This window comes from Synechococcus sp. W70.1 (assembly GCF_047461515.1).
Lineage (GTDB): Bacteria > Cyanobacteriota > Cyanobacteriia > Thermostichales > Thermostichaceae > Thermostichus.
This window is the reverse complement of sequence record NZ_JANSHH010000032.1, coordinates 36284-60915: the sequence shown is the minus strand read 5'-3', so window position 1 is coordinate 60915 and position 24632 is coordinate 36284. Positions and strand designations below refer to the sequence as shown.

Sequence of the window (24632 nt, the reverse complement as noted above, 5' to 3'; positions counted from 1 at the left end):
GCCCAGCGCTCAACACAAGAGTTGCTAGAGAAAGAATCCCTACTTTTTTTCCGATGTCTCCCCTTACTCCTGAGCTCTCGGTTGTCATCCCCTGCAAGAATGAGGCAGACAACCTAGAGTCCCTGTTTGAGCGCTTGCAGCTCACCTTGGATCCCCTGGGGATCCCCTACGAGGTTATCTGTGTCAACGACGGCAGCCAGGACGACACCCTAGAAAAGCTCATTGCTTTCCATCGCCGCGATCCTCGCATCAAGGTGGTCAACCTTTCCCGCTGTTTTGGCAAGGAGATTGCCCTCACGGCGGGTCTGGATTATGCCTCCGGCAGGGCTGTTGTTCCCATCGACGCTGACCTGCAAGACCCACCCGAGCTGATCCCCCAGATGCTGCAGCTATGGCGGCAAGGGTACCAGGTGGTCTACGCTGTGCGCCGCAGTCGCCAAGGGGAAAGCTGGCTAAAACGCCTAACGGCCAACGGGTTTTACTGGGTGATCGAGCAGCTGAGCCAGGTGCCGATCCCGCGCAATACGGGGGATTTTCGCCTCTTGGATCGGCAGGTGGTGGATGCTATCAAGCAACTGCGGGAGCGCACCCGCTTCATGAAGGGGATCTTCGCCTGGGTGGGCTACCGCCAGGTGGCCATTTTTTACGACCGCGCCCCCCGTTTTCGCGGCAAAAGCCAGTGGAATTACTGGCGGCTGTGGAACTTGGCTATAGAAGGCATCACCTCTTTTAGCTCTTGGCCGCTGCGGGTGTGGAGCTATCTGGGCTTGGGGATCTCGCTAGCCGCTCTGCTGTATGGCCTTTTCCTCGTCGTCCGTACCTTGCTGTTTGGATCCGATGTGCCTGGCTACGCCTCTTTGGCCGTGATGATCTTGTTTTTGGGCGGGATCCAGTTGATTAGTCTAGGCGTGATTGGAGAGTACTTGGGCCGCGTTTTTGAAGAGGTCAAGGGCCGCCCTTTGTACCTAGTCAATGGCACCTTTGGGCTGGAGAGCTCCCCCCCTTTGCCTGCAGCAGAGTCCCAATCCGTCTATAGCTCCAGCTCGCTGCCTAGCCAATAGGAGCGGCCCTCACTCTTTTAGAGCAGTGCGCCTAGAGGCCGCATATTGTCGGTACTCGCGCACAAAGATCTCCTGCACTTCCTTTTGGGAGAGCTGGATCCCTCGAATTTCAGCGCGAGCAATGGCTTTCATCAGCTCAATGTAAGCCAAGCCCAGGGAAAGGGTGAGGGTGGCTGCTGTGGTGGATTGGATAATGCCGCCTGCAAGGGATCCCGCGCCAGGAATCATCTTTAGCAAGTTGGAGACAATCGCCCGCCCAGTGACCACTGCGCCCCCAATGCCCGCCAGACTCGCTATCAGAGAGTAGTAAAAAGAAGGAGAAGCTTTGTAGCCAAAGATAAAGCTAATATTGGCAATCATGCCCACTTGTGACGCTACCAGTAGAGGGGCATCCGCAAAAGGAAGGGGTGCGGCCCCGATGAACGCTGCGCTAGCCACATAGGCCGACACATACTTAAAAGCAGCATCAGCTTTGAGATCTACCCGCAACAACTGCTGCCGGATGAAAGCAAGGCGAGCGGCTTCCGGCAGTAGCTCCGACGTACAGCCAATCAGGTGCTCCAGCCCATGGGCGGGTATGGTGAGGTGTCGGTTAATGACCTTGTCCCGGGCCAAAACAGGAACGATGTAGCGAACGGGCAGATTTTGGCGCTGCAAGTACTGGAAAAACTCGCTCTCTTCGGGATTTGGGTATTCCAGGCATTGGGTCAAGACCAGGATGACTGGCACATCTTTGAGTTCTAACTCTCTTAGCCACTCGCGCTCGGTTTCCTCCAGCCGCTTTAGCTCGTGGTGGATGCAATACCAAACAATGTGAATGTGATGTTTGGGATCCTTAAAGCGCAGCTCGTCGATGAGTTGGGCCACCTCGAGACGGATTTGGGTATTTTGTTCTCCCGCCAATTCCAGGCCAGGTGTGTCGTAGATGGTAATTGGGCAACCCTGCTTCGAGTACTTGCGAATGTGGCGGGTAACAGGGCTGCCAACTCCAGTGCGGGCCAGCTCGTCTTTAAACACTGCGTTCACTAAAGTGCTTTTGCCCACCCCGCTTTTGCCAATCACCAGGATGTTGCAATGGCCCATTTCGGCCTCCGCCTCTAGCAGACTCTCTTGGAGCAGATAGCCGGCCCAACCTTCTGGGTTCCCCTCTTGCCCCCGAGCACGCGCAACAGCCCGCTGGGTCACGTGAATAAGTCTTTCAATCCAGGAGGGCATTCTCGCCTCCGTCCGCGACATGATCTTTCCCCAGTGAGGGTCGGTACGGGATCCCTAATCCAGTGTGCCATCCTCTCCCCCACAGTTTCCGCCCCTGGCGCTTGTTCAAGAAGCTTTATTGAGAGCTATTCACAAGAGCTACTGGTGTGCCCTATGCTGGGGAAAAGTCAACACCGAAAACCCCTGCGTCGACTCAATCAACTCCATTGGGTAGTCTGGGTAGATAGCTGTATCCTCACTTTGGAGAACCCTGCCCTATGTCTGAAACCTCAACCTTGCGTCAGGCCTTCAACACCGTCCGCAACAACGCTGTCCTGCTCGGCCCGGAGGTCACCCAGCCAATCTGCGAGGGGATGAACGCCCTTCTGGCCAGCTTCCAAGGGCTGTACTTGCAATACCAAAAGCACCACTTTGTGGTGGAGGGCACTGAGTTCTACCCCCTACACCAACTGTTCAAGGATCACTGCGAGCAGGTGAGGGAACACGTCCACGACCTGGGAGAGCGCCTTGCTGGTTTGGGGGGTGTGCCAGTGGCTACCTTTAGCAGCTTGGCCAAGCTCTGCTGCTTTACCCCTGAGCCCGATGGCGCTTTCGAGGCCCGGCAAATGTTGAAGAACGATCTGGCTGCGGAGCAGGCCATCATCGATCTGCTGCGGCGCCAGGCTGCTCAGGCGGAGAGCTTAGGGGATCGCGCCACCCGCTACCTCTACGAGCAGATCTTGCTGAAGACGGAGGATCGGGCCTTTCACCTCAATCACTTCCTGGCCAATGACAGCCTAGTGTTTGGCTTGATGGACGCCAGAGCCTAGCCTAGATCCAGAGCAGGCTTGCCGGTCAAGGGGGCCTGCTGCTTGCAGGCAGGCCTCATTTTTGCAACGTCTTGTTGAAAACTTATATCACTATTGCCTAGCTGCATTTAGACTTATTTGCCGAGGCTTTGCTTCTGGCCATGAACCCCCTGCCCTATGAAAGTGGCTATTGCTTGCAGATCCCGCTAGGGGAGCGCTGGCGCATTCGGCGGCGGCTGGTGGAGTTGGGGATCCCAGCAACCTGTACGGGAGAGGGCTATTTGCAGGTGCAGGTGGACTCGCCTTTGGCTGTGGTGCAGGTGCGCAGCGTGATCCGCCAATACACGGCGCGGCGGCAGGAGTTGTTGGACAGCCTAGAGGCTTGTTGGCGCCTCAACGCAGAGGCTGGCGGACAAGATGAGCAAGTTTGCTAAGCAAAGGATCCCGTTTGAGGTAGAGGGCCAGTTCCTGGGATTTCTTCCCGACAAGGATGGCAAGCTCAAGTACTTGCGCTGGCAGGCCGAAGCAGAAGTGTTTGTCGGCAAGATCCCCCAGCCGCTGCGTTCCGCCCTCTACCGTACCCTCAAGCCAGGGGATAGGGTGCAGATTGCGGGGGAGCGGGAAGTCGATCTGCTCAAGGAGCGGGAGAAATGGGTGCTCTACCGCGTGGTTCCGCTCGGGGAGAGGGCAGGGTGTATAGCTTCCGGGGCCGAGGCAGATCCTGAGCCAGGTGCTCCAAAGGCTAAAGGTAAGGTGCTGGTCTGCCAAAAATCCAACTGTTATCGGCGCGGAGCCGGAGCGGTTATGCAGGCCCTGAACTTCCACTTGGCTGCCTACTCTGGCTCAATTTGCGTGGAGGGGGTGGGCTGTCTGAAAGATTGCCAGCGGGGTCCAAACCTGGTGTTCCTGCCCGACAAAGTTTGCTACAGCGGTGTTTCTCCGCAAGCTGTCCCTGCCTTGCTAGAGCGGCACTTTCCGCTAGTTCAGCAGGCTGACCAAAGCCAGGCTGCTGCAAGCCAAGGTGTACAGCCCGAAGAGCGCAAGCGGGCCTTGGCGCTGTACTGGTAGTCCCCGTTCGCAACAGCGGCAAGTTCATTTGCCTAGGAGTGTGTTGGGCAAGGGGGTCATGCTCCCGCTACCCGAATCCGGCAGCCCTAAAAGCCCATCAAGCGGGCCACAGCAGCCAAATCGGGGACAACCCCCGTGTGGATGGGAGCAGATCCCTGTTGGGCGGCCGTGTCGGGATCCTTAAGGCCGTTGCCGGTGAGCACGCACACCACCTGGGCGCCGGCAGGCACCTGATCCCGCCATTTCAACAATCCAGCCACCGCAGCGGCACTGGCCGGCTCGCAGAAGATCCCTTCCTCTCTTGCCAACAGATGATAGGCGGCCAAGATCTCCTCGTCAGTTACACTGTCCACCCGGCCACCGCTGACCTGGACGGCCGCCTTGGCCTTCGCCCAACTGGCAGGGTTGCCAATGCGGATGGCCGTGGCCACCGTTTCTGGGTGCTCCACGACACGGTTGAGGACGATGGGGGCGGCGCCAGCAGCCTCAAAGCCGTAGAGCCGTGGGCGACGGCTGGCCTTGCCTCGCTGGTAGTAGTGGCAAAAGCCCATCCAATAAGCGGTGATATTGCCGGCGTTGCCTACCGGGATACAGAGCCAATCGGGGGCATCTCCCAAGGCATCCACCACCTCAAAGGCGGCAGTTTTCTGCCCCTCCAGCCGAAAGCGGTTGACAGAATTGACCAGTGCCACCGGGTAGGCTTCCGCCAGTTGCCGCACCATGGCCAGTGCCTGGTCAAAGTTGCCCCGAATGGCAATGATCTCCGCCCCATACATCAGGGTTTGGGCCAGCTTGCCCTTGGCCACATAGCCATCAGGGATCAGCACGTAGGCCCGCAAGCCCCCTTTGGCTGCATAGGCAGCGGCTGCTGCCGAGGTATTGCCGGTGCTGGCACAGATGATGGCCTCTGCCCCCGCCTCTTTGGCTTTGGACACCGCCAGGGTCATGCCCCGATCCTTGAAGCTGCCCGTGGGATTGAGGCCTTCCAGCTTCAGGTAAACCTGGCAGTCTCGCCCCAGCCGTTGGCTCAGCGCAGGAGCAGGGATCAAAGGGGTATTGCCCTCATGCAGCGTCACTACGGGGGTGTTGGGACTGACGGGGAGCCACTCCCGGTAATGCTCGATAACGCCGGGCCAGAGACCCACTTGGGCGCGGGATCCGGCCCTGGGCAGGGAATAGGTGGGATTGAGGGTAACCATGCTGCCGACAAGTCGAGGCCGTTGGAGGGCCAGCTCTCTAATTTAACTGTTCGAAGACCGTTGTAGCGGCTTGGCAAGCTCTCGGCTAAGGACCCAGGGGATCTGGCGGCCGGAGGGCCAGGGCCTGGACCAGCGCGTGCAGCTTGAGGCGGATCTCAGCCACCTCCTGCTCGGGCTTGGAGTCGGCTACGATGCCAGCGCCAGCATACAGGCGGGCCCGCTTTCCCTCAATCAGGGCTGAGCGGATCCCGACCACCAACTCGCCATTGCCCTGTAAGTCCACCCAGCCCAAGGGGGCGGCATAGCTTGCCCGATCAAAGGGCTCTAGCTGCGCCAGCCACTGCAGTGCTGCCTGCTGGGGGTAGCCTCCTACAGCAGCAGTGGGGTGGAGTTGGGCCAACAGGTCAAACAGGTGGACGTGGTCGGGAAGTTCCGCTTCGATAACAGTTTGCAGGTGCTGGATGTGGGCCAAACGGCGCAGCCGTGGCTGAGGGGAGATCCAGGGATCCATCCCCAGCCAGCCCAGAGCCTCCTGAATTGAGCGCACCACCCACTGGTGTTCGCGGCGGTTTTTGGGGCTGCGGAGCAGCTCCTCGGCCAAGCGGCAATCCTGGGGCCCGGTAGAGCCGCGGGCAACCGAGCCTGCCAAGGCATCGATCTGCACCCGGCCTTGCCACACCGAAAGCAGCCGCTCCGGGCTAGCTCCCAAAAAGACTTGGGGAGGAAAATCCCCCTTGCTTTCTGAGGCAAAGGCAAAGACGCTGCAGTCGGGATGATGGGCCTCCAGGTAGGCCAGCAGCGAAGGGATGGCAGGGGGAGAGGGCAACGCCAGGTCTACCGCTTCCGCCAGCACCACTTTCTCAAGGGATCCCGCCCAAATGACTTGCAGGGCCTTTTCAATTCGCGCCAAGAGGGCCTCTTCTGCCAGGGCCACCTCCAGAGGGGGCTGGGGCCTCCAGGCGGGCAAGGGGGCCTGGGCAAGGCGCTGCATGTGGGCAAAAAAGGTGGCGATCTGGCCAGCTAAGGCTGCCAAGTCGCTGTCGGGGCCAATTTCTAGGTTGAGCCGCGCCACCGTCACCTCCCCCTGCACCTGCAGTAGCTGCCAGCGCGGCAGAACCAGCGCTGCTCCGCCGCCACTGTGGGGGGCAAAGCCAAAACGGCAGAAGCACAATAGGCGCTCCTGGGGGCTACTTGGAGCCGGAGCGGTGTGAACATGAGGCTGCAGGGCTTGCACAAAGTCTCGCGCCACCTGGAATCGCTTCTCTCCGGCAAGATCAGCCCGCCGCAGGGATCCCCACCCCAGCACTTGCACCCGTTCCCCCTGCACCGTGTGGGCAAAGTAGCAATAGCTAGGAAAGTGCTGGAGAGGAAGCAAGCTCAACTCTTGGGCCAGGGCCGCCAGGGGATTGAGCCCGGGGAAGGGCCAGGCCAAGCTGAGAATCTGAGGAACCCCCGTTGCCCGCGCTAGCTGTTGGCAGGCTTCTAGGAGGGGCTTTTCCTTCTCTGGCCAATCAGCAGGGCTTAGCGGCGGCCGCCCGGCTCTTGCCGCGCCGTGGACATTCCAGGGGAAAAGAGAGGAAGTCATGCGCAAAAAAGAGGGGGATAATCTCACCTTGGCCGAAAACAAGACAAGCGTCGATAGAGACTTGGCAGGGCGCTTGAACCTACGGTTCGCTTCCGCGAACAAGACAAGGAGAGGAGCCAGGGGCGAAACTTGAGGAGCTTCTTCACAGATTGCAAAGTTCCTTAGATCTTTGGAGATGGGAACAGGAGCCCCCTAACCTAAAAGTACGGAACCAAGCCAATGCCACCATGCCTGCCCAGCCGCAGCCGCCTAAGACAAATCCAAAGGCTAGCCAAGGCCAGCTTGGGGAAGAGAGCAGCCGCGATTCTTCCTTGCGGCGACAGCTGTGGATGGCCGCCCTCAAGCCCCCCATCTACAGCGTGGCCATCATGCCCATTTGGGTGGGATCCGCCATTGCCTACGCCCAGGTGGGTGCAATGGACGTGGAGATTTTGCTGGTGTTTTTGGGGGCGGCCGTTTGCCTCCTGGCTTGGGTCAACCTCAGCAATGACGTGTTCGATGCCCAGACAGGAGTGGACAAAAACAAGCTCCACTCGCTAGTCAACCTGACGGGCAAGCCGGCGCAGGTGTTCTGGGTCGGCAACGCCTTTCTGGCCCTGGGGCTAGCCGGGATCCTCTGGCTGAGCTGGCGGCAGGGGGATCCCACGGTGTTGCTGTTGGTGCTGCTGGCCTGCGGGCTAGGCTACGCCTACCAGGGGCCGCCGCTGCGCCTGGGCTACCAAGGGCTTGGGGAGATCCTCTGCTTTTTGAGCTTTGGGCCACTGGCGGTTTTGGCTGCCCACTACAGCCAAAGTCGGACTTGGTCGCTGCCGGCCTTGGCAGCCTCGGTGGTGGTGGGGATAGCAACCAGCTTGATCCTGTTTTGCTCCCATTTCCATCAAGTGGAAGATGATCGCGCTGCCGGCAAGCGCTCGCCAGTGGTTCGCCTGGGCACCCGCCGCTCCGCCCGCCTCGTCCCCTGGATCTGCGGCAGTGTTTTTGGCCTGCTGCTGCTGTTTGTGGGGCTGGGGATTTTCCCAGCTTGGACGCTTCTGGGTTGTGCCGGGATCCCGTCTGCCGTGCGGCTTTCCCGGCTGCTGGGCACCTATCACAATCAGCCGCAGCGGATTAGTCATTCCAAGTTCATTGCTGTTGGCCTCCACTTTTGGCTGGGGCTGTTTCTGGGGCTGGGCTTTATCCTCAGCCGCTTGGGTTAGTTAAGGGGAAGACGGGGGTTGTGATCTAGATCCTCCTGCTGCTGGCAAACTGCGCTAAGCTACAGCCTAACTGCCAGGTTGAGGAGCTGGGGATCAAAGCGGAGAAGTCGTAAGGATGCGGCAATTTTTCCATTCCAATCTAGGGGTAGCGCTCTTGGGGAGCGGGCTCTTGGCGGCTTTGGTTGCCTGGGCCTTGGCTCTTGAAATTGAAGAAGTGAAAGTGGAGCCTTTTCCCCCAGATCAGCCTCTTTCAGTCAGCCGCAAGGTGGACATTGTCGGACAGCAGGGGGGACGCCGTCGTTGGCGACTCATCGCCGAACAGGTAAAGCTGGCTGCCGGGCAACAGGTGTTCGAGCAGGGAGCGCGGGGCTACTTCTATGGAGACGGTGTCGATGCCGGGGAAGGCGCGCCGAGTCCGTTTTTTGCCAGCAGCAAGCAGGTGACTTGGCGGGCCAAGCGAGCCCGCTACGATGCCACTGCCGACGAGCTGTACCTGGAGGAAGAAGTGGAGGTTAGAAGTGACGACGGCAGCTTGCTCCTGACTAGCGCCTTGAGGATTACCCCTGCAGAGCGCATAGAAGTGCCAGCAGCGTTTACCGTCAAAGGGCAAGAAATGGTGCTGCAAGGCCGCTCCGGCTCGTTTAACTTTCCCTTTGCCCTCCTCAGGGCCGAGCAGGGCAAGCTCGTTGTCCTGCCGGGGGAGGGTCTGGACGGCGCCACCTCCACCACCATTACCGCTGACCAGCTCACCTACGACCGCACCCAGCAGGTGGCCGAGGGGAAGGGCAACCTGCGCATCCGCGAAGGGGGTCTTGAGATTCGCGCTCCCCAAGGCACTTACCTACGCCAACAGGCGCAAAGCATTCTCTCGGGTGGCGTGGTGTTGCAGGAGGTGGCTGCTGGGAGCAGCCGGGATCCCCTCCTGGCCGACCTGCGCTTGGCCCAGGCTGCTCCCGCTTCCGCGGCAACTCCAAACCCCCAGAACCAGGAAGTTACCATCATTGCCGACCGCCTCACCTACGACCGCAACACGCAAGTTGCCCGCGGGGAAGGCAACCTGGAAGTTCAACAGGGGGAAACCACCATCCAGGCAGCTCAGGGCATCTACCGCCGTCGCGAGTCCCAAAGCCTGTTGACAGGGGGAGTTACCCTGCGCGAGCCTGGGCGGGTGCTCACGGCTGCTCGTTTGGAGGGCAACCACCGCGACAAGATCTTCGTCTTTGAAGAGAATGTGCTCTACCGGCAGATGGCCACCTCCACGCCGGCTGGCGGCAGCGGATCCCTGACGGAGGAGCTGCGCCAGGCTGAAACGGAGGTGCGGGCTGCCCGCCTGGTTTACAACTCCCGCACCGGCACCTCGGAGTTCAGTGGGGCCGTCGAGTTTATCCAGCGGGGGCGGAAAGCCAAGGCCAACCAGGCCATCATCACCCCTGAGAAGGTGGAGCTGCGGGGAGAGGTGGTGATCGAGCAGATCGAGGGAGACTGGCTGGCGCGGCGCCTCCAAAACCCCCAGACTCAAGCGGATGTGGATCAACCGACGGTGATCTACGCCAACCACGTGGAAATTGAGCAAGCCAGCGGCAACGCCCGTTTCTTTGGTCAGGTGGTCATTGTGCAAGCCAACCGCGCTGTCGAAGGGGATCGGGCGGAGTACTCCGACCAAGAGCAGATTTTCAGAATTACCGCTGAGCGGGCTCCTGTTCTGCTTTGCGATCGCGGCGAGCTCAATCCAATTCCCCGCAAAACTACCGAGGGGCTGCCCGGCCGCGATGCTTTGGATCACCTGTGCCGAGGCGCCAACCGCCTCAGCGGCAAGCTGGTCACCCTGAATATAAAGCAGGATGAGTACACCGTCGAAGGGGACGGAGAGCGGCAGGGGATGGTTCAATTTCGCCTCACCGATGCCCTCTGAAGGGATCCAGCCCTTGCCTTCCGTCGTCTGTGCCGGCTGGGGCGGCCAAAGTTGCACTCCAGTCCGAGGTGGTCAAGGCAAATGCCCACCCAATTGACCAAGGGTAAACGGCGCAAAGCTGCTGCGGGGGAGGGGAGCTTTTGGGGATCCCTGAGGCTTGGAGGCTTTTTTTTGGAGTTTTATCTTTTTAAGGAGATGATCCGCCCCTTCTTCCTGGGAGTGGCGGGGGGCGCAGTGATGATGCTGGGCAACCAGCTTTTTATCTATGCCGATTTGCTGGTGAAAAAAGGAGCTCCTCCTCTAACAATTTTGCACATTCTCCTCCTCAACTTGCCCGCTATTTTGGTGGTTACCTTTCCCATTGCTGCCCTCTTTGCCACCCTGCTTACCCTGGGCAGGATGGGAGCTGATAGCGAGATGACGGCGCTGCGGGCGGCTGGGATCCCCTACCGCAAAGTGTTAATTCCCCTGCTCTGCATTGGCCTGCTGATTAGCGGCCTAGCGCTCTTTACCCATGAGGTGATTGTGCCCCAGACCAACCAAAAGGTGAAGACCCTCAACACCAACCTCATCCTGGCCCAGGATGCTCTTCCCTTCAACCCCGGAGAGGTGGTCCGGGTGGACAGCGACCTCTGGTTTCACGTTGGCTCGATGGACCCAAAGACAGGCTTGATGCAGGACTTGTTGATTTTGGATCGCAAGGCTGAGACGGGCCATCTGCGCTACCCGCAAGTGATCTCAGCCCAAAGGGCCCAACGGGTGGGCCAGGTGTGGCATTTGCAAGGGGTGGTGATCCGTCGCTATGACGAGCAGGGGCGCACCTACTACGAAGGCCACGTGGCAGAGATGGAGCTCAACATTGTCAACCAGTTGGTGGGCCTGGTGTATGCCGAAAGAGTGCCCCAGGAGCAACGGGCAGCAGAGCTGTGGGAGCAATGTCAGCGATACCGGAAGGAGCAACGTCCTGCTGCCGATGTGGCTCGCTGCCTGACGGAATACCACCTCAAGTTCGCCATTCCTTTGGCCAGCTTTTTTGCCATCTTGGTAGCGGCGCCCCTGGGCTTGCAGACGGTGCGGCAGACTGGCCGCTACGGCAGTGTGGCGCTAGCGATTGTTCTGGTGTTTGTTTACTATGTACTGATGAGCCTGGGACGTGCGATGGGTCGAGTTGGGTATATTGATCCCTGGCTAGCTGCCTGGCTGCCGAACATGATTTTCGGTGGGGTAAGCCTCGGTCTGCTGTGGCGGTTTTTGCGGTGAGATCTGGTAGCTTCTTGCAAGGCTTCAGCCCATGGGCAAGGTGGCTAGCCCTTTGCTGGGGCAGCTCCCTGTGGGTGGGAACGGGGAGGGCGGTCTTTGCCCAGCCGGATCCCCTGCCTACCAACCTAGAGGGCTATCAGCGCTTTTGGGCAGCGCAAACCTCGGCCCAGCAGCTACAACTGGCTCACCGAGCTCCCAATCCAGAACCGGCTGCTCCCACCGGCGCCAGCCTGTTGGGGGATCCCATCGCTCCATCCTCCCCGCCGTCTAGCACCCCTCCTGAAAAGGCCCTCACGCCAGAAGAGCTCAGCCGGCAGCGGCTACAGCGGCTCTTGGCCGAGGGGACAGCAGCCCATGCACGGCAGCAGGCGCAACAGGCCCAGGCAACACCGTCTTCCCGGCCTACTGCAGCTATTCCTACTCTGGACTCCCTTCGCTCCTTTTGGCCTATAACTTCCCGAGCTGCTGACTTGCAGGTAGAAGAGCAGCCCAACGAAGCAAGGGGCTTCTCCCCTGTCGAGGGCCTGGCCACTGCTCAAGGGCAAAAGACGGCATTGACCTCGCCAGCCGGTGGGAACTTGAATACTAGCCCTCAGAGAACAGCTCAAAGCGGGACGGAGGTATTCACCCCCACTGCCGGATCCCTCCTAGCTCCCCAGTTGTTGGAGCGGTTCCCCCTGCTGCGGGACCTAAGCCCAGAAGCTGCTCCCCCTGCCGGCCAGGGATCCCAAATTCGCCAGCAACTGGCCACCACTGTCCAACGGCAGATCCCTCTTGACCCGGATCAAGTCAATGTCAGCGGGGATGTGCTCAGCTACCTTGCTGAACAAGATGTGGGCATTGCCGAGGGGAACGCCCAGATCCAGCTGGCTGACGGCACCCGCATCAGCGGCGAGCGGCTGGTGTTTTACCGGCGGGAACGGCGCCTGCGCAGCGAGGGCCCTTTTCGCATGGAGTGGCCTCCTGGGCCGCAGGGGCGCGGGATCCGGCAAATTGAAGGGCAAAACCTGGACTTGGATATTCCCGGTCGCAGGGCTCAATTTGAAAACTCGCTGGTGATCCTGCCTGGGGAGGAGCCGGGCACCAAGATCTTTGTGCGCAGCCAAAAGACCACCGCCCTGCTGGGGGATCAGATCTTCCTTGAGAAGGCAACCCTCACCACCTCACCAGAGCCGCCCATCACCCACTACGTGCAAGGGGATCGGGTGGAGGTGTTTCCCGACAACCAGGTTATCGTTTACAATGCCCGCGTCTTTGCTGGCGGCGAGCTGAGCAAGGAGGGCGAACTGCGGGCGGGGCTGCAGATTGCCTACCTGCCCCTTTTCATTTACAGCCTGCGAGATCACCAGTGGGTGCTGCCAGGGCGGAGCAAGGCGGAAGGAGTGTTTGTCAAGTCCAGTTGGGCCTACCGCTTCAACGAGTACAACTTTGGCGGCCTGCGGCTGGATGTCTTGCAGAAGAAAGGCCTGGGCCTTGGCTTTGTCCACGACTACATCCTCCCCATCCCCGACAGCGTCAACTATGGGCGGGCCCAGTTTTACCTGGTAACCGAGGCCGACGAGCAGCGCTTTTCTAGCCGCCTCCGCCTTGACCACAATTTCGACTTCTACGCCGCCAACATCTTCGGCCAAGAAGGCCAACTGCGGGGACAGCTTAACCTCAACCTGGACAACACCTACCGCCCTGCCGGCGGGCGCAACGACAATGCCGATCTCCGCCTCAATGCCACCTTCCAGGGGGATCTCTCGACCACCACCCTCAACATCAACCGCAGCGGATCCCAGGAGAACGGCACCTACACCTTTCCCCTCACCCTCAGTCACCTGCAGCGCTATGGGGGCGTGCCCTGGCTGCAGTCGGATCTGCGCTTGGACTACAACCAGCGGGTAAGCGTCAAAGACGGGCCAGATTTTGCCGACACACGGCTGACGCTGGGCACCCAGCTCACCCCCCCTGGCTGGGGTGGCACCTACCGCCTGGCCTACCGCGCCTACAGCAGCTCCAACGGCGACACCGAGCCGCGCCGCAATTTCGAGCTGGCCTTCAACCCCGATCCCCTCCGCCTCAGTCCCGATATCTTCCTCAGCAGCGCCCTCACCCTGACCCAAGAGCAACAGCCGAATCGAGAAGGGGGATCTGGCCTCAACTTTTTCAATCGCTACGAGCTGCGCTCCAGCCTTCAGTTCAACGACATTCAACCTGCCCCCTGGATCACCTTCGTGCCCGGCTCCATTGACTACACTCAAGTCCTGTACTCCACTCCCAACCAGGAGTCCACCGTCAGCCTCAACCCCCGCCTTAGCTTCAAGCCTGCTGAATGGAACACCATCGACCTGCGCTACAGCCGCACCTTCTACGGCAACAATTCCGCTCCCTTTCAAACCCTTTCCGCCAGCCCCCGAGATGTGGATCGCCTCAACGCCAGCATTAGCTTCTTCACCCCGCGCAATTTCTTGCCCAACGTGCCTCCCGGCTACCTTGCCTTTGAAGATGACCTGCCCGGCGAGCTGCCCATAGCCCTGACTTTTCCCGACGACACGCCGGAGGACTTGGAAGCGATTGCCTCCCGCAACCTGCAGGAGCTGCAGGCGCAAGTGAGGAACCTGCTGCGCTTTGACACCACCCTTGGCTATGATTTCGTTGCCCAAAGGTGGGATACCCTCAACGCCAACTTTACCTGGAACACCGTGCCCGAGCTGTTCAACGTCCAGGTGCAAACTTCCTACGACCTCAACAAGGGGCAATGGCAACCCATTCGGCTGGAGTATCGGGGGCGCAGCAGCACCACCTTCAACCGGGATCAACGCTCGGGTCTAGACAGCTATGAGCCGGGGATTAGCTACGCGCTGCAGGCAGTTTACGATCCCCGGTCGGGAGGAATTTCCACCTACGGCCTTGACCTGGATGCCACCCTTGGCACGCAGTGGCAAAACCACTGGCGGCTCCGCCTGGGCCTGACGGAGGCAGGGATCCGCCGCCTTGAGGTGCGCCGCGACCTGCGGGACTTGGAGCTGCGCTTGGCCTACGATCCCCTGGCGGGCTCGCTGCGCCTGGAAGGGATCCTGGTGGCCTTCCCCAGTCGCCCGGTGGGCCTGACGCAGGAGCGGGGGGAGTTTCAACTGACTTCACCAGTGGGCGCCTTCAGCTTGGAGAGGCTGGGGCTGTGAGCTGGTAAGCAGCGGGGAATTGGCTTCGGCTACACTGGAGGGCCGACGGTTCTTTGCAGCGCTCAACTCCTATGGCCAGGATCAACGACCATTTCCTCAAGCTCAAGGCTGGCTATCTCTTTCCCGAAATTGCCCGGCGCGTGCAGGCCTTCGCCGCCGCCCATCCCGAAGCTCAGATCATCAAGATGGGCATTGGCGATGTCACCGAGCCGCTGCCGGCAGCCTGTCGAGCCGCCATGATCCGGGCCGTGGAGGAGATGGGGGATCGGGCTACCTTCCGCGGCTATGGACCGGAACAGGGCTACGAGTGGCTGCGCCAGGCCATTGCCCAGCACGACTTTCAGGCCCGCGGCTGCGACATCGACGCTTCCGAGATCTTCATCTCTGATGGCTCCAAGTGCGACTGCGGCAACATTCTGGATATTCTCGGCCACGACAACACCATTGCCATCACGGATCCTGTCTATCCGGTTTACGTGGACACCAATGTGATGGCGGGCCATACGGGGCCAGCCAACGAGCGGGGCGAATACGAGGGCCTGGTCTATCTGCCGCTGACGGCGGAAAACCACTTCACCGCCAGCCTGCCCGAGCAAAAGGTGGACGTCATCTACCTCTGCTTTCCCAACAACCCCACTGGTGCAGTCGCCACGCGGGAGCATCTGCAGGCCTGGGTGGACTATGCCCGCGCCCACAACTCGCTCATCCTCTTTGATGCCGCCTACGAGGCCTACATTACCGAGCCCGGGATCCCGCACTCCATCTACGAGATCCCAGGGGCCAGGGAATGTGCCATCGAGTTTCGCTCCTTCTCCAAAACGGCTGGCTTTACCGGCACCCGCTGCGCCTTTACGGTGGTGCCCAAGTCGCTGCGAGGCCAGGCTGCCGACGGCTCCTGGGTGGATCTGTGGAGCCTGTGGTATCGCCGCCAGTCCACCAAGTTCAACGGTGTAGCCTACATTGTGCAGCGAGGGGCTGAGGCTGTCTACTCTGAGGAGGGGCAGGCGCAGGTGCGGGCTCTGGTGCAGTTTTACCTGGAGAATGCCCGCATCATTCGTGAGCAGTTGGCCAAAGCCGGCCTCCAGGCCTACGGCGGCGTCAACGCTCCCTACGTTTGGGTAAAAGCCCCGGAGGGGCTAAGTAGTTGGGAGTTTTTCGACAAGCTGCTGCACACCTGCCATGTGGTGGGCACCCCCGGATCTGGCTTTGGCAGCGCTGGCGAGGGCTATCTGCGCCTGTCGGCTTTTAACAGCCGCGCCAACGTGGAGGAGGCGATGCGCCGCATTGTCAGCGTGTTTGGAAGCTAAGGGGCTAGAGCTTTGGCGGGGGAGCAGGGATCTTCCCGGACAAGCTGGAGAGGGCAAGATCCCTAGTGTGGGGCTCTATGGGATGCTACAGACAGAAACAGGCTACGAGAGGAGACAGACCTTGCGGGTGGGGATCATCGGCACTGGCTACGCAGCTCGCTCACGGGCAGAGGCCTTGCGCAAAGATGAGCAGGTGCAAATTGTGGCTGTTGCTGGCCGAACGCCCCAGCGAAGTGCCGCCTTTGCTGCTGAGTTTGGGGCTACTGCCTATTCCGACTGGTCTTCCCTGTTTTGCGAGCAGCGGCTGGATTTGGTGTTTGTTAGCACCATCAATCGGGATCATGCAGCCATCGCCCGTGCCGCCCTGGAAGCCGGGATCCACACCGTTGTGGAATATCCCCTGGCCTTCAGCGCTGCCGAAGCTCGTTCGCTGGTGCAATTGGCCGCGGAACGGCGGTTGCTGTTGCATGTGGAGCACATCGAGCTCCTCAGCGGCGTTCACCAGTTGCTGAGACGGGAGCTGGCAGGGCTGGGCAAGTTGTTTGCCGTTCGCTACATTACCCTCACTGCCACCCACCCTGCCCCTGACCGCTGGACTTATCGGCCCGACCTCTTCGGCTTTCCTCTCACGGGGGCTGTCTCCCGCATCCACCGCCTGGTGGACCTGTTGGGGAAAGTAGAGCGGGTGAGCTGTCAACTGCGCTACGACGGTCCAGACCTGCCCCACCGCTACAGCAGTTGCTACTGCACGGCCCAACTGAGTTTTGCCAACGGGCTGCTGGCGGTGTTGACCTACGGCAAAGGGGATTCGCTGTGGTGTTCCCAGCGCCTACTGGAGTTCCATGGCCAGCGCGGTGGCCTGTTAATCAATGGCGAAGAGGCGACGCTGTTGCGTCCCGGCAGCGCCCACCCCCTGGAGACCGGCTCCCGCCGCGGCCTGTTTGAGCAAGATACCCGCCTGGTGTTGGATCACCTACGGCAGGGCAGCCCTCTTTACGTGGATACTGAGAAAATGCTCCACGCCCTTGCTGTGGCCGAAGCTGCTGAGCAATCTGCCCAGACGCAGCAGGTCGTCTGCGTCCAGGATTAGTATTCTTGTGGCGGCCTGGCTTTGGTTAGCGCCATGTCTAGGGATCGCGCTTGGCTGCTGGTGGGACAGGTGGTGGCGGCCCACGGTCTACGGGGCTGGCTGCGAGTTAAGTGTTGGTCGGATTTTCCGGAGCGCCTCACCCAGCCAGGGCCCCGCTGGCTGCAGCGGGATAGCGACCCCGAGCCCCTCCTGCATTCTCTAGTTGAGGGGCGGTTTTTTCCGAACAAGGGCCTGTACCTGGTGCGGCTAGAAGGGATCCCGGATCGCACAGCGGCAGAGGCTTGGGTGGGCGCTAAGGTGCTGGTGCCTGCTTCCCAGCGCCCCTCCCTGGGGCCGGAGGAGTACCACTACCGCGATCTCATTGGTCTAGCCGTCTACCATCAAGGGCGGCTGCTGGGGCATGTTTCGGCCATCTGGGCTGGTGGCCAAGATGTCTTGGAGATCTCTACTCCCGACAAGCGGCAGGTGTTGATCCCCTTCGTGAAAGCTCTGGTGCCAGTGGTGGATCTGGAAAAAGGCCAACTGCAGGTGCAGCCGCCACCGGGCCTGGTGGAGAGCTTTCTTGGCCCAGACAGCTAGCCCTCCTGCATCCCCTGGCTAAGTCAGCCCTCGAAGGCCGCTGTTTTGCCCTTCTAGGCTTTTGTGCTATCATGGCGGCAGTGTTTTGGGTAATGGCCTCTTCTCTGGCCTCAAGAGTCAATTTTTCCGGACTTGTGCTAGCGAGGCTGCGATTGCAATGACAGAAAACTACGGTGCAGAGCAGATCCAAGTTCTAGAGGGCTTGGAGGCTGTGCGCAGGCGGCCTGGTATGTACATTGGCTCCACGGGGCCAAAGGGATTGCACCACTTGGTGCATGAGGTGGTGGACAACTCGGTCGACGAGGCCCTGGCCGGCTACTGCAACGAGATCCAGGTTACCCTCTACCCCGACGGTTCAGTGGCGGTGCTGGACAATGGCCGCGGCATCCCGGTAGACATCCACCCAAAAACAGGGCAGCCGGCGCTAGTGACGGTCATGACCGTGTTGCATGCCGGCGGCAAGTTTGGGGGAGGCGGCTACAAAGTCTCCGGGGGGCTGCACGGCGTTGGCGTCTCAGTAGTAAATGCCCTCTCGGAGTGGCTAGAGGCCAGAGTCTGGAGAGATGGCAAGGTTTACTTTCAGCGCTTTGAGCGGGGGGCAGTCGTGGGATCCCTAAAGGCTGAGCCGCAGCCTCCGGGATCTCACCAGCGAGGCACAGAGGTACGCTTTAAGCCAGATGCCCTGATTTTCCCCGAGCGGGAGTTTGACTACGATCTGCTAGCAAGCCGTTTTCGGGAGCTGGCCTATCTCAATGCCGGCTTGAAGATTACCTTCAGCGATCTGCGGCGGGATCCCGTTCACTGCGAAGTCTATCAATTTACGGGTGGCATTAAGGAATACGTGGCTTTTATTAACCACGAGAAAACCCCCCTCCACGCCGACGTTATCTACATCCACGGGGAGCGGGATGGGGTTGAGGTAGAAGCCGCCCTGCAGTGGTGTGGAGATGTCTACACCGATACGGTCATTGGCTTTGCCAACAACATCCGCACCACCGAAGGGGGCACCCACCTGGAGGGATTGAAGACTGCCCTCACCCTCACCATCAACAGCCAAGCCCGCAAGCTCAACAAACTCAAAGATTCTGATCCCAACCTGGCGGGCGAAAACGTGCGGGAGGGGTTGACGGCCATTGTCTCGGTCAAGGTGCCCAACCCCGAGTTTGAGGGGCAGACCAAAACCAAGTTGGGCAACACCGAGGTGCGGGGCATTGTCCAGACCATTGTCTCGGAGGCCCTCACGGAGTACCTCGAGTTCAACCCCAACGTGGCTAGGGGGATTGTCGACAAGGCCATCCAGTCCTTCAACGCCGCCGAGGCGGCCCGCCGGGCCCGGGAATTGGTGCGCCGCAAGTCGGCTTTGGAGTCCTCCACGCTGCCGGGGAAACTGGCCGACTGCAGTTGCCGCGATCCCGCAGAGTCGGAGGTGTATTTGGTCGAGGGCGACTCGGCAGGGGGCAGCGCCAAGCAGGGCCGGGATCGCCAGTTCCAGGCAGTGCTGCCCTTGCGCGGCAAGATCCTCAACATCGAGAAGGCCGATCCCGCCAAGATCTACAAAAACGCTGAGATTCAGGCCATGATCACGGCGCTGGGCTTGGGGGTCAAGGGGGAAGAGTTTGATCCCAGCCAGCTGCGCTACCACCGCATCATCCTCATGACCGACGCCGACGTGGACGGCAGCCACATTCGCACCCTGCTGCTTACCTTCTTTTACCGCTATCAGAAGGCGCTCTTGGAGCAGGGCTACGTCTACATTGCCTGTCCGCCCCTCTACAAGATTGAGTGGGGCCGCAACAATGTGCGCTACTGCTACAACGAGGCGGAAAAGGAGCAAGTTCTGCGCAGCCTGCCGGCCAACGCCAAGTACACCATCCAGCGCTTCAAGGGCTTGGGGGAAATGATGCCGGAGCAGCTCTGGGAAACCACCATGAACCCGGCAACGCGCGTCCTCAAGCAAATCACCATCGAGGATGCCGCCGAGGCGGATCGCATCTTCACCATCTTGATGGGCGATGCCGTCGGCCCCAGGCGGGAATTTATTGAAGCCCACAGCGGCCAGTTGGATCTGGCGGCTCTGGATATTTAGTCCACGTGGGAGATGTGGTAGCTGCCATCAGCCTGCACCCAGGCAATCTCGGGGATCCGGCACTGGCGGGCGTAGGCCTCGATCTCTTCGGGCGTCCGATCCAGCAACTCCAGCTCCACCGCCTCTGACTCCCGCCAGCGGGCAGCCAAGGCTAGGGCTGCCGGGATCCCTGCCGGCACCAGCGGCACCACCAACCGCTTGCAGGCTGCAGCCTCGGCCTGAGGATCGGGGGGCAAAAGCCGCAGCAGGGTATCCGGCAGGAGGGTAAAACCAATCCCTGGCTGCTCGAGTTGCTGCGGGCTATAGAGGGCATAGAGCCGGTCGTAGCGCCCGCCCAGGGCGATGACCTCTCCCCCCACCACTGCCTGGAAGACAATGCCGGTGTAGTAGGCTAGAGTCTGCAGCAAGCTAAGGTCTAGCACCACCCGCACCTGATGGGCCTCTAGGATCTGGCACAACTGCCGCAGATCCCGCAGCCGCTCCGACGGCACCGGAAGCTGGGCAAGCTGAGGTAGAACCTGGTCAGGCTGGCCGCGCAGCCCCAGAATCTGCAAGCCAATTTGGCGGGCTGCTTCTGGCAAAGGGGCGGACTCCAGGTAGACGTAGTCAAGCTGGGCTATGGCGCGGCGCACTGCCGCCTGGGCCTTGGGAGCAACAGGGTTGAGCAGGCTCTCGGTCAAGCCCACATCTCCCAAAAGTAACGTCCAGTTGCTGAGGCCGACAGCGCGCACGCAATCGGCCAAAAGCAGCAAGATCTCGGCATCTGCTAGCCACCCGCCTGCACCGATGAGCTCCACTCCAGACTGGAAAAACTCTTGGCTAGTGTAGGATCCCTCCTCCCGCCGGCTATTGCGGAAGACGTTGCCGTGATAGTAAAGCCGCAGGGGCAGGGGCCCGCCCGCCAGCCGAGTAGCCGCCGCCCGCACAATAGAAGCGGTAAACTCGGGGCGCAGCCCCAGCATCGTTCCTTCCCCATCCCGCAGTTGCAGCACGGCCTCGCCGCGGATGGATCCTCCAGCCAGCAGCGTCTCCAGCCGCTCCAGGGTGGGTGTGATGATGCGTTGATAGCCGTAGCGGCGAAAAACCTGAGTTAGCTGCGCCTCCAGCCTTTCCCGCCGCTGGACCTCCCGCGGTAGAAAGTCGCGAGCGCCAGTGGGGGGGCGCAGGGAACTGGCTTCGGGGCGGGGATCACCGCCGACGCGATCGTACAGGCTGTCCTGCCGCATCCTAAAGAGGCCGGGGAAAGTCAGGCCAACTCCAGAGGGGCTCGGTAGAGCGCACTCGCCGCATCCCCGCTGCAGCAAAGCGGGCAAAGGCTGCCTCCGCCTGTTCACTAAAATCGACCAAGCCAGGGATCACTACCGGCGAGGTGCAATCTTCCAGAAGGTAGACCTTCTTGGCCAGGCTGGGATCCCTAGCTTGGATCTCCTGCAGCAAGTCGCTCACCGTCCAGGCGACGCAGTGGCTTTTGGCTTGGCCAGCGACAATCAGGGCGTCAAATTCCAGGAGGTGGTGGATAAGGGATGCATTTTTCTCATCGATGGGATCCCCCTCCGGCCCTGTCAAGACCTCCGGGCTGAGGGCAGAGTAATTTTCCGTCAAAGGGTTGGATCCCTTGAGCTCTAAGCGGGGCTGGCTGCAGCGGGCAATGGCGTGGAAAAAGATTGCCTCTTCTACTGCCGGCACCAGCGCATGGCCAATCCCGCCAAGCATGGAATGGTAGGGCCAGACCACGAGGGGATATTTTCCCCCTTTCTCCAGTTGCTCAGCATAGTGGAGGACATAGGCCTGCAGCCGCCTCAGATCCCCCTGGGTGAGGTTGGCGGCCATGGCAGGGTTGACTTGCCAGCGGCCCGAGCGGATCTCATCTGCCGAGATGGCTGTAGCTGGCTCGGGGTGGGATCCCTGGGCATCCACCCAAAAGATGGGGTGGAAGATCTGCATAGCGGTGTGGGTGTCCAAGGTGGCCACGATCTGAGTGATGTGGGCCAGGTTGCGATAGATAAACTCGCACAGGCGGCGATTGTCCTCCACGGCCCCCAGGCCGCTGGGCCCCCCCACAAACAGCTCAAAGCCAGGAATGCAGAAGGTGTTTTGCACATCAATCAGCAACAGGCCCACCCGTACTCGATCTGCTGCCGCTGGTGGGATGCGGTACTCCCGGGCCCACTGCTCCGCCTCCAGCGCCCGCTGTTGGTAGGACACCCGCCAAATTTCCCCCACCCGCCCGGGATCAAAGTGGGAGGGGAGAGGCAGAGGTGACGGCACCGGAGTTGTCAACTGCGGCGCAGAGGTGTCCATGGCGCTTCCCGTTTCTAGGGATCCCTGGCAGGCTGAACTTGCTACCATGGTAGCTCCAACTTGGGCAACCGCTTTTTGCATGCTGCCTCCCTGGCTTGCTTGAGGGTTCCATGGTCAGCCCAGACTTTTCCCCCCTACAGCCTCAAGACTATGGCCTGCTGACAGATCTCTACCAGTTCACCATGGCCGCCTGCTACGTGGGGGAGGGCCTGGAGAATCAGCCAGCGGCCTTTGAGCTATTTGTGCGGCGCTTGCCCACGGACTATGGCTACCTCATCGCCATGGGGCTAGCCCAAGCGGTGGAATACCTACAGCAGTTGCACTTTCCGCCGGAAGCCCTGCAGGCACTACAGGAGACGGGCATTTTTGCCGAGGCACCGCAACGCTTTTGGGAGCTGCTGGCTAGCTGCCGCTTTGAGGGGGATGTGTGGGCGGTACCCGAGGGAACAGCCGTCTTTGCCAACGAGCCCCTGCTGCGGGTGGAGGCTCCTCTCTGGCAAGCGCAACTGGTGGAAACCTATCTGCTGACGACCTTCAACTACCAAACCCTAATTGCCACCAAGGCGGCCCGCATGCGCGATGCTGCTGGAGATGAGGCCATTTTGCTGGAGTTTGGCACACGGCGGGCCTTCAGCCCCCAAGCAGGCCTGTGGGCAGCGCGGGCAGCTCTGGCGGCGGGGTTCAATGCCACCTCCAATGTCTTGGCAGCCCTGAAATTGAGACGCAAGCCAGCGGGCACGATGGCCCATTCTCTCGTGATGGCCATTGCCGCCCTCTCGGGGGGAGATGAGACCCGCGCCTTTCAAGCTTTCCGGCGCTACTTTCCCCAAGCGGTTCTGCTGATTGACACCTACGATCCCATCCAAGGGGCGCGCACCGCCGCCCAGCTCTTTGCAGCCACCCAGCCGGATCAACTGGGATCCCGAGGCGAAATTGGTGGCGTGCGTATCGACTCCGGAGATCTGGAAGTCCTCTCCCGCCAGGTCAAGGCCATCCTGCCCCAGGGGGCGCCGGTATTTGTCAGTGGCGATCTGGATGAATACGAGATCGAGCGGTTGCACCGCTCCCAGGCACCGATTAGCGGCTATGGGGTTGGCACCCGCCTGGTTACCGGCGAGGGGGTGAACGGAGTGTACAAATTGGTGGAGATCAACGGGATTCCCGTGGCTAAGGCCTCCTTTGCCAAAGCCACCCTGCCAGGACGTAAGCAAATCTTCCGCGGCCCAGAGGGAGACTTGCTCGGCCACGCTGACGAGACCTCACCCCCTGGCTACGAACCGCTGCTGCGCCAGATCATGCGCCGGGGCGTGCTGCTGGAGCCTCTGCCTGATCTAGAAGCCATCGCCCGCACTAGCCGCGCCTCGGTGCTGCGCTTACCGCCAGGGGTGCGGCAACTGCGCCAGCCGGATCCGTGGCCGGTGGCCCTGAGCCCAGCCCTGCAGCAGGTTAAAGAGCGTCAGCTTGGCTCTTCCTAGGCGTTAGTTCCCCTAGAGGAGGCGTGCCTTATAATTTTTGCCTTAGGAGCTGCAGCTCTAGGTTTTAAGCTGGGCAATTTGCTGTCCTACGGGTGCTAACCCCATGACCCAACGTGCCTTGATTACTGGCATTACTGGCCAGGATGGCTCCTACCTGGCCGAGCTGTTGTTGCAAAAAGGCTACGAAGTCCACGGCATTATCCGCCGGGCCAGCACCTTCAATACCGACCGTATTGACCACCTCTACGTGGACGCCCACGATCCCACGGCTAGGCTGTTTCTCCACTACGGGGATCTCACCGATGGCACCACCCTGCGCAGGATCTTGGAGCAGGTGCAGCCGACGGAGGTGTACAACCTGGGGGCCCAATCCCACGTGCGGGTGAGTTTCGATGCCCCGGAATATACTGTTGATTCAGTAGCCATGGGCACCCTACGCCTCCTGGAGGCCATCCGCGACTACCAACAGCGCACTGGGATCCGGGTGAAGTTTTACCAGGCCGGCTCCTCGGAGATGTTTGGTCTGGTGCAGGAGATCCCGCAAAAAGAGACCACCCCCTTCTATCCCCGCAGTCCCTACGCCTGTGCTAAGGTCTACGCCTACTGGCAGACGGTCAACTACCGCGAAGCCTACAACCTCTTTGCTTGCAACGGCATTTTGTTTAACCACGAAAGCCCGCGGCGAGGCGAGACCTTTGTTACTCGCAAGATCACTCGTGCCGTCAGCCGTATTGTAGCCGGCAAGCAGGACAAGCTTTATCTAGGCAACCTAGATGCCAAGCGGGACTGGGGCTACGCCAAAGACTACGTCGAGGGAATGTGGATGATGCTGCAGCAGCCCCAGCCAGATGACTACGTGCTGGCTACTGGCGAAACCCACAGCGTGCGGGAGTTTGCAGAACGGGCTTTTGCTTTGGTGGGCATGCCCATTACCTGGCGGGGATCCGGACTGGAAGAACAGGGAGTCTACAAGGATCGCGTGCTCATTGAGATCGATCCCCGCTACTACCGCCCAACGGAGGTGGATCTGCTCTTGGGGGACGCCTCCAAGGCCAAGCGGGTGCTGGGGTGGCAGCCCAAGGTAACCTTTGCCCAACTGGTGGAGCTGATGGTGCTGGCAGATCTAGAGGCCATTGGCTTGGATCCGGATCCCATCTTGGGGGAGCGGCGCACCCTCAACGGCCTGCTCAGCGAGGATCGCGCCTTCATCCGCACCCAATTGAAGCTTCGCCGCGACTGATGGCAGCGGCTCCCTTGCCCTAAAAAGGGGCTGAGAGCTTAACATAGGAGATCGCCAATTTTTTGGCGCTTCACTTAACTTTTATCTGCTGCTTTTGGAGAAA

19 protein-coding genes are annotated in these 24632 nt (G+C 60.7%); 14 read left to right on the top strand and 5 right to left on the bottom strand.

Annotated features, from left to right (window positions below; all coding sequences use genetic code 11):
• Nucleotides 1–53: 53 nt before the first annotated feature.
• A complete protein-coding gene (locus NW808_RS08255) occupies nucleotides 54–1061 on the top strand; it encodes a glycosyltransferase family 2 protein (protein WP_414420880.1) in 1008 nt (335 codons plus the stop codon).
• A 9-nt stretch (nucleotides 1062–1070) separates the two neighbouring features.
• On the opposite strand, the gene NW808_RS08250 is transcribed toward NW808_RS08255, so the two are convergent.
• A complete protein-coding gene (locus tag NW808_RS08250) occupies nucleotides 1071–2276 on the bottom strand; it encodes a YcjF family protein (protein ID WP_414420879.1) in 1206 nt (401 codons plus the stop codon).
• A gap of 257 nt (nucleotides 2277–2533) precedes the next feature.
• Here NW808_RS08250 and NW808_RS08245 point away from each other — a divergent pair, with 257 nt between their 5' ends.
• The 3 genes from NW808_RS08245 to NW808_RS08235 all read left to right on the top strand — a co-directional run bounded on the left by NW808_RS08245 (nucleotide 2534) and on the right by NW808_RS08235 (nucleotide 4132).
• Complete coding sequence (locus NW808_RS08245; protein WP_414410795.1) at nucleotides 2534–3085, top strand: Dps family protein; 552 nt, start codon at nucleotides 2534–2536, stop codon at nucleotides 3083–3085.
• A 140-nt stretch (nucleotides 3086–3225) separates the two neighbouring features.
• Nucleotides 3226–3498, top strand: a complete 273-nt coding sequence (locus NW808_RS08240) for an Asr1405/Asl0597 family protein (RefSeq protein WP_414410796.1) — start codon at nucleotides 3226–3228, stop codon at nucleotides 3496–3498.
• Nucleotides 3482–4132, top strand: a complete 651-nt coding sequence (locus tag NW808_RS08235; protein ID WP_414410797.1) for a (2Fe-2S) ferredoxin domain-containing protein — start codon at nucleotides 3482–3484, stop codon at nucleotides 4130–4132. Before NW808_RS08240 ends, NW808_RS08235 begins: the two co-directional genes overlap by 17 nt.
• An 86-nt stretch (nucleotides 4133–4218) precedes the next feature.
• On the opposite strand, the gene thrC is transcribed toward NW808_RS08235, so the two are convergent.
• Together thrC and NW808_RS08225 are read right to left on the bottom strand one after the other, a co-directional pair.
• Nucleotides 4219–5331 (bottom strand): threonine synthase, encoded by a 1113-nt coding sequence (thrC, locus tag NW808_RS08230; protein WP_414410798.1) that lies wholly within the window; start codon nucleotides 5329–5331, stop codon nucleotides 4219–4221.
• A gap of 85 nt (nucleotides 5332–5416) precedes the next feature.
• Nucleotides 5417–6916 (bottom strand): isochorismate synthase, encoded by a 1500-nt coding sequence (locus NW808_RS08225; RefSeq protein ID WP_414420878.1) that lies wholly within the window; start codon nucleotides 6914–6916, stop codon nucleotides 5417–5419.
• A gap of 329 nt (nucleotides 6917–7245) precedes the next feature.
• Between NW808_RS08225 and menA the strand changes: the two genes are divergently transcribed.
• The 8 genes from menA (at nucleotide 7246) to gyrB (ending at nucleotide 19513) form a co-directional block, all read left to right on the top strand.
• Complete coding sequence (gene menA, locus NW808_RS08220) at nucleotides 7246–8112, top strand: 2-carboxy-1,4-naphthoquinone phytyltransferase (RefSeq protein ID WP_414410834.1); 867 nt, start codon at nucleotides 7246–7248, stop codon at nucleotides 8110–8112.
• A gap of 169 nt (nucleotides 8113–8281) precedes the next feature.
• Nucleotides 8282–10024 (top strand): hypothetical protein, encoded by a 1743-nt coding sequence (locus NW808_RS08215; protein ID WP_414420877.1) that lies wholly within the window; start codon nucleotides 8282–8284, stop codon nucleotides 10022–10024.
• 81 nt (nucleotides 10025–10105) lie between these two features.
• Entirely contained in the window at nucleotides 10106–11284 is a 1179-nt protein-coding gene (locus tag NW808_RS08210; protein ID WP_414420876.1) for an LptF/LptG family permease, read from the top strand.
• 74 nt (nucleotides 11285–11358) lie between these two features.
• The gene (locus NW808_RS08205; protein WP_414420875.1) at nucleotides 11359–14451 is read left to right on the top strand and encodes a hypothetical protein; all 3093 of its coding nucleotides are present in this window, start codon (nucleotides 11359–11361) and stop codon (nucleotides 14449–14451) included.
• Between the two features lie 71 nt (nucleotides 14452–14522).
• Nucleotides 14523–15758, top strand: coding sequence for an LL-diaminopimelate aminotransferase (locus NW808_RS08200; protein WP_414395482.1), 1236 nt, complete (start codon nucleotides 14523–14525; stop codon nucleotides 15756–15758).
• 82 nt (nucleotides 15759–15840) lie between these two features.
• A complete protein-coding gene (locus NW808_RS08195) occupies nucleotides 15841–16848 on the top strand; it encodes a Gfo/Idh/MocA family protein (protein ID WP_414420874.1) in 1008 nt (335 codons plus the stop codon).
• 33 nt (nucleotides 16849–16881) lie between these two features.
• A complete protein-coding gene (gene rimM, locus NW808_RS08190) occupies nucleotides 16882–17427 on the top strand; it encodes a ribosome maturation factor RimM (protein WP_414420873.1) in 546 nt (181 codons plus the stop codon).
• Between the two features lie 157 nt (nucleotides 17428–17584).
• Entirely contained in the window at nucleotides 17585–19513 is a 1929-nt protein-coding gene (gyrB, locus tag NW808_RS08185; RefSeq protein WP_414411600.1) for a DNA topoisomerase (ATP-hydrolyzing) subunit B, read from the top strand.
• Here gyrB and NW808_RS08180 read toward each other — a convergent pair.
• Both NW808_RS08180 and NW808_RS08175 read right to left on the bottom strand, forming a co-directional pair.
• On the bottom strand, nucleotides 19510–20739 hold the full coding sequence (locus tag NW808_RS08180) for an ATP phosphoribosyltransferase regulatory subunit (protein ID WP_414410807.1): 1230 nt from the start codon (nucleotides 20737–20739) through the stop codon (nucleotides 19510–19512). The genes gyrB and NW808_RS08180 overlap by 4 nt on opposite strands.
• 1 nt (nucleotide 20740) lies before the next feature.
• The gene (locus NW808_RS08175) at nucleotides 20741–21814 is read right to left on the bottom strand and encodes an isochorismatase (RefSeq protein ID WP_414420963.1); all 1074 of its coding nucleotides are present in this window, start codon (nucleotides 21812–21814) and stop codon (nucleotides 20741–20743) included.
• 110 nt (nucleotides 21815–21924) lie between these two features.
• Between NW808_RS08175 and NW808_RS08170 the strand changes: the two genes are divergently transcribed.
• Both NW808_RS08170 and gmd read left to right on the top strand, forming a co-directional pair.
• A complete protein-coding gene (locus NW808_RS08170; RefSeq protein ID WP_414420872.1) occupies nucleotides 21925–23289 on the top strand; it encodes a nicotinate phosphoribosyltransferase in 1365 nt (454 codons plus the stop codon).
• Between the two features lie 103 nt (nucleotides 23290–23392).
• Nucleotides 23393–24529, top strand: coding sequence for a GDP-mannose 4,6-dehydratase (gene gmd / locus NW808_RS08165; RefSeq protein ID WP_414395493.1), 1137 nt, complete (start codon nucleotides 23393–23395; stop codon nucleotides 24527–24529).
• The last annotated feature ends 103 nt before the right edge of the window (nucleotides 24530–24632 follow it).

Coding starts and splice junctions, on each gene's coding strand:
- thrC (WP_414410798.1), bottom strand. CDS start 5,331: ATGGTTACCCTCAATCCCACCTATTCCCTGCCCAGGGCCGGATCCCGC.
- NW808_RS08235 (WP_414410797.1), top strand. CDS start 3,482: ATGAGCAAGTTTGCTAAGCAAAGGATCCCGTTTGAGGTAGAGGGCCAG.
- NW808_RS08200 (WP_414395482.1), top strand. CDS start 14,523: ATGGCCAGGATCAACGACCATTTCCTCAAGCTCAAGGCTGGCTATCTC.
- gyrB (WP_414411600.1), top strand. CDS start 17,585: ATGACAGAAAACTACGGTGCAGAGCAGATCCAAGTTCTAGAGGGCTTG.
- NW808_RS08255 (WP_414420880.1), top strand. CDS start 54: ATGTCTCCCCTTACTCCTGAGCTCTCGGTTGTCATCCCCTGCAAGAAT.
- NW808_RS08180 (WP_414410807.1), bottom strand. CDS start 20,739: ATGCGGCAGGACAGCCTGTACGATCGCGTCGGCGGTGATCCCCGCCCC.
- menA (WP_414410834.1), top strand. CDS start 7,246: ATGGCCGCCCTCAAGCCCCCCATCTACAGCGTGGCCATCATGCCCATT.
- NW808_RS08245 (WP_414410795.1), top strand. CDS start 2,534: ATGTCTGAAACCTCAACCTTGCGTCAGGCCTTCAACACCGTCCGCAAC.
- NW808_RS08170 (WP_414420872.1), top strand. CDS start 21,925: ATGGTCAGCCCAGACTTTTCCCCCCTACAGCCTCAAGACTATGGCCTG.
- NW808_RS08195 (WP_414420874.1), top strand. CDS start 15,841: ATGCTACAGACAGAAACAGGCTACGAGAGGAGACAGACCTTGCGGGTG.
- rimM (WP_414420873.1), top strand. CDS start 16,882: ATGTCTAGGGATCGCGCTTGGCTGCTGGTGGGACAGGTGGTGGCGGCC.
- NW808_RS08210 (WP_414420876.1), top strand. CDS start 10,106: ATGCCCACCCAATTGACCAAGGGTAAACGGCGCAAAGCTGCTGCGGGG.
- NW808_RS08250 (WP_414420879.1), bottom strand. CDS start 2,276: ATGCCCTCCTGGATTGAAAGACTTATTCACGTGACCCAGCGGGCTGTT.
- NW808_RS08175 (WP_414420963.1), bottom strand. CDS start 21,814: ATGGACACCTCTGCGCCGCAGTTGACAACTCCGGTGCCGTCACCTCTG.
- NW808_RS08240 (WP_414410796.1), top strand. CDS start 3,226: ATGAACCCCCTGCCCTATGAAAGTGGCTATTGCTTGCAGATCCCGCTA.
- gmd (WP_414395493.1), top strand. CDS start 23,393: ATGACCCAACGTGCCTTGATTACTGGCATTACTGGCCAGGATGGCTCC.
- NW808_RS08225 (WP_414420878.1), bottom strand. CDS start 6,916: ATGACTTCCTCTCTTTTCCCCTGGAATGTCCACGGCGCGGCAAGAGCC.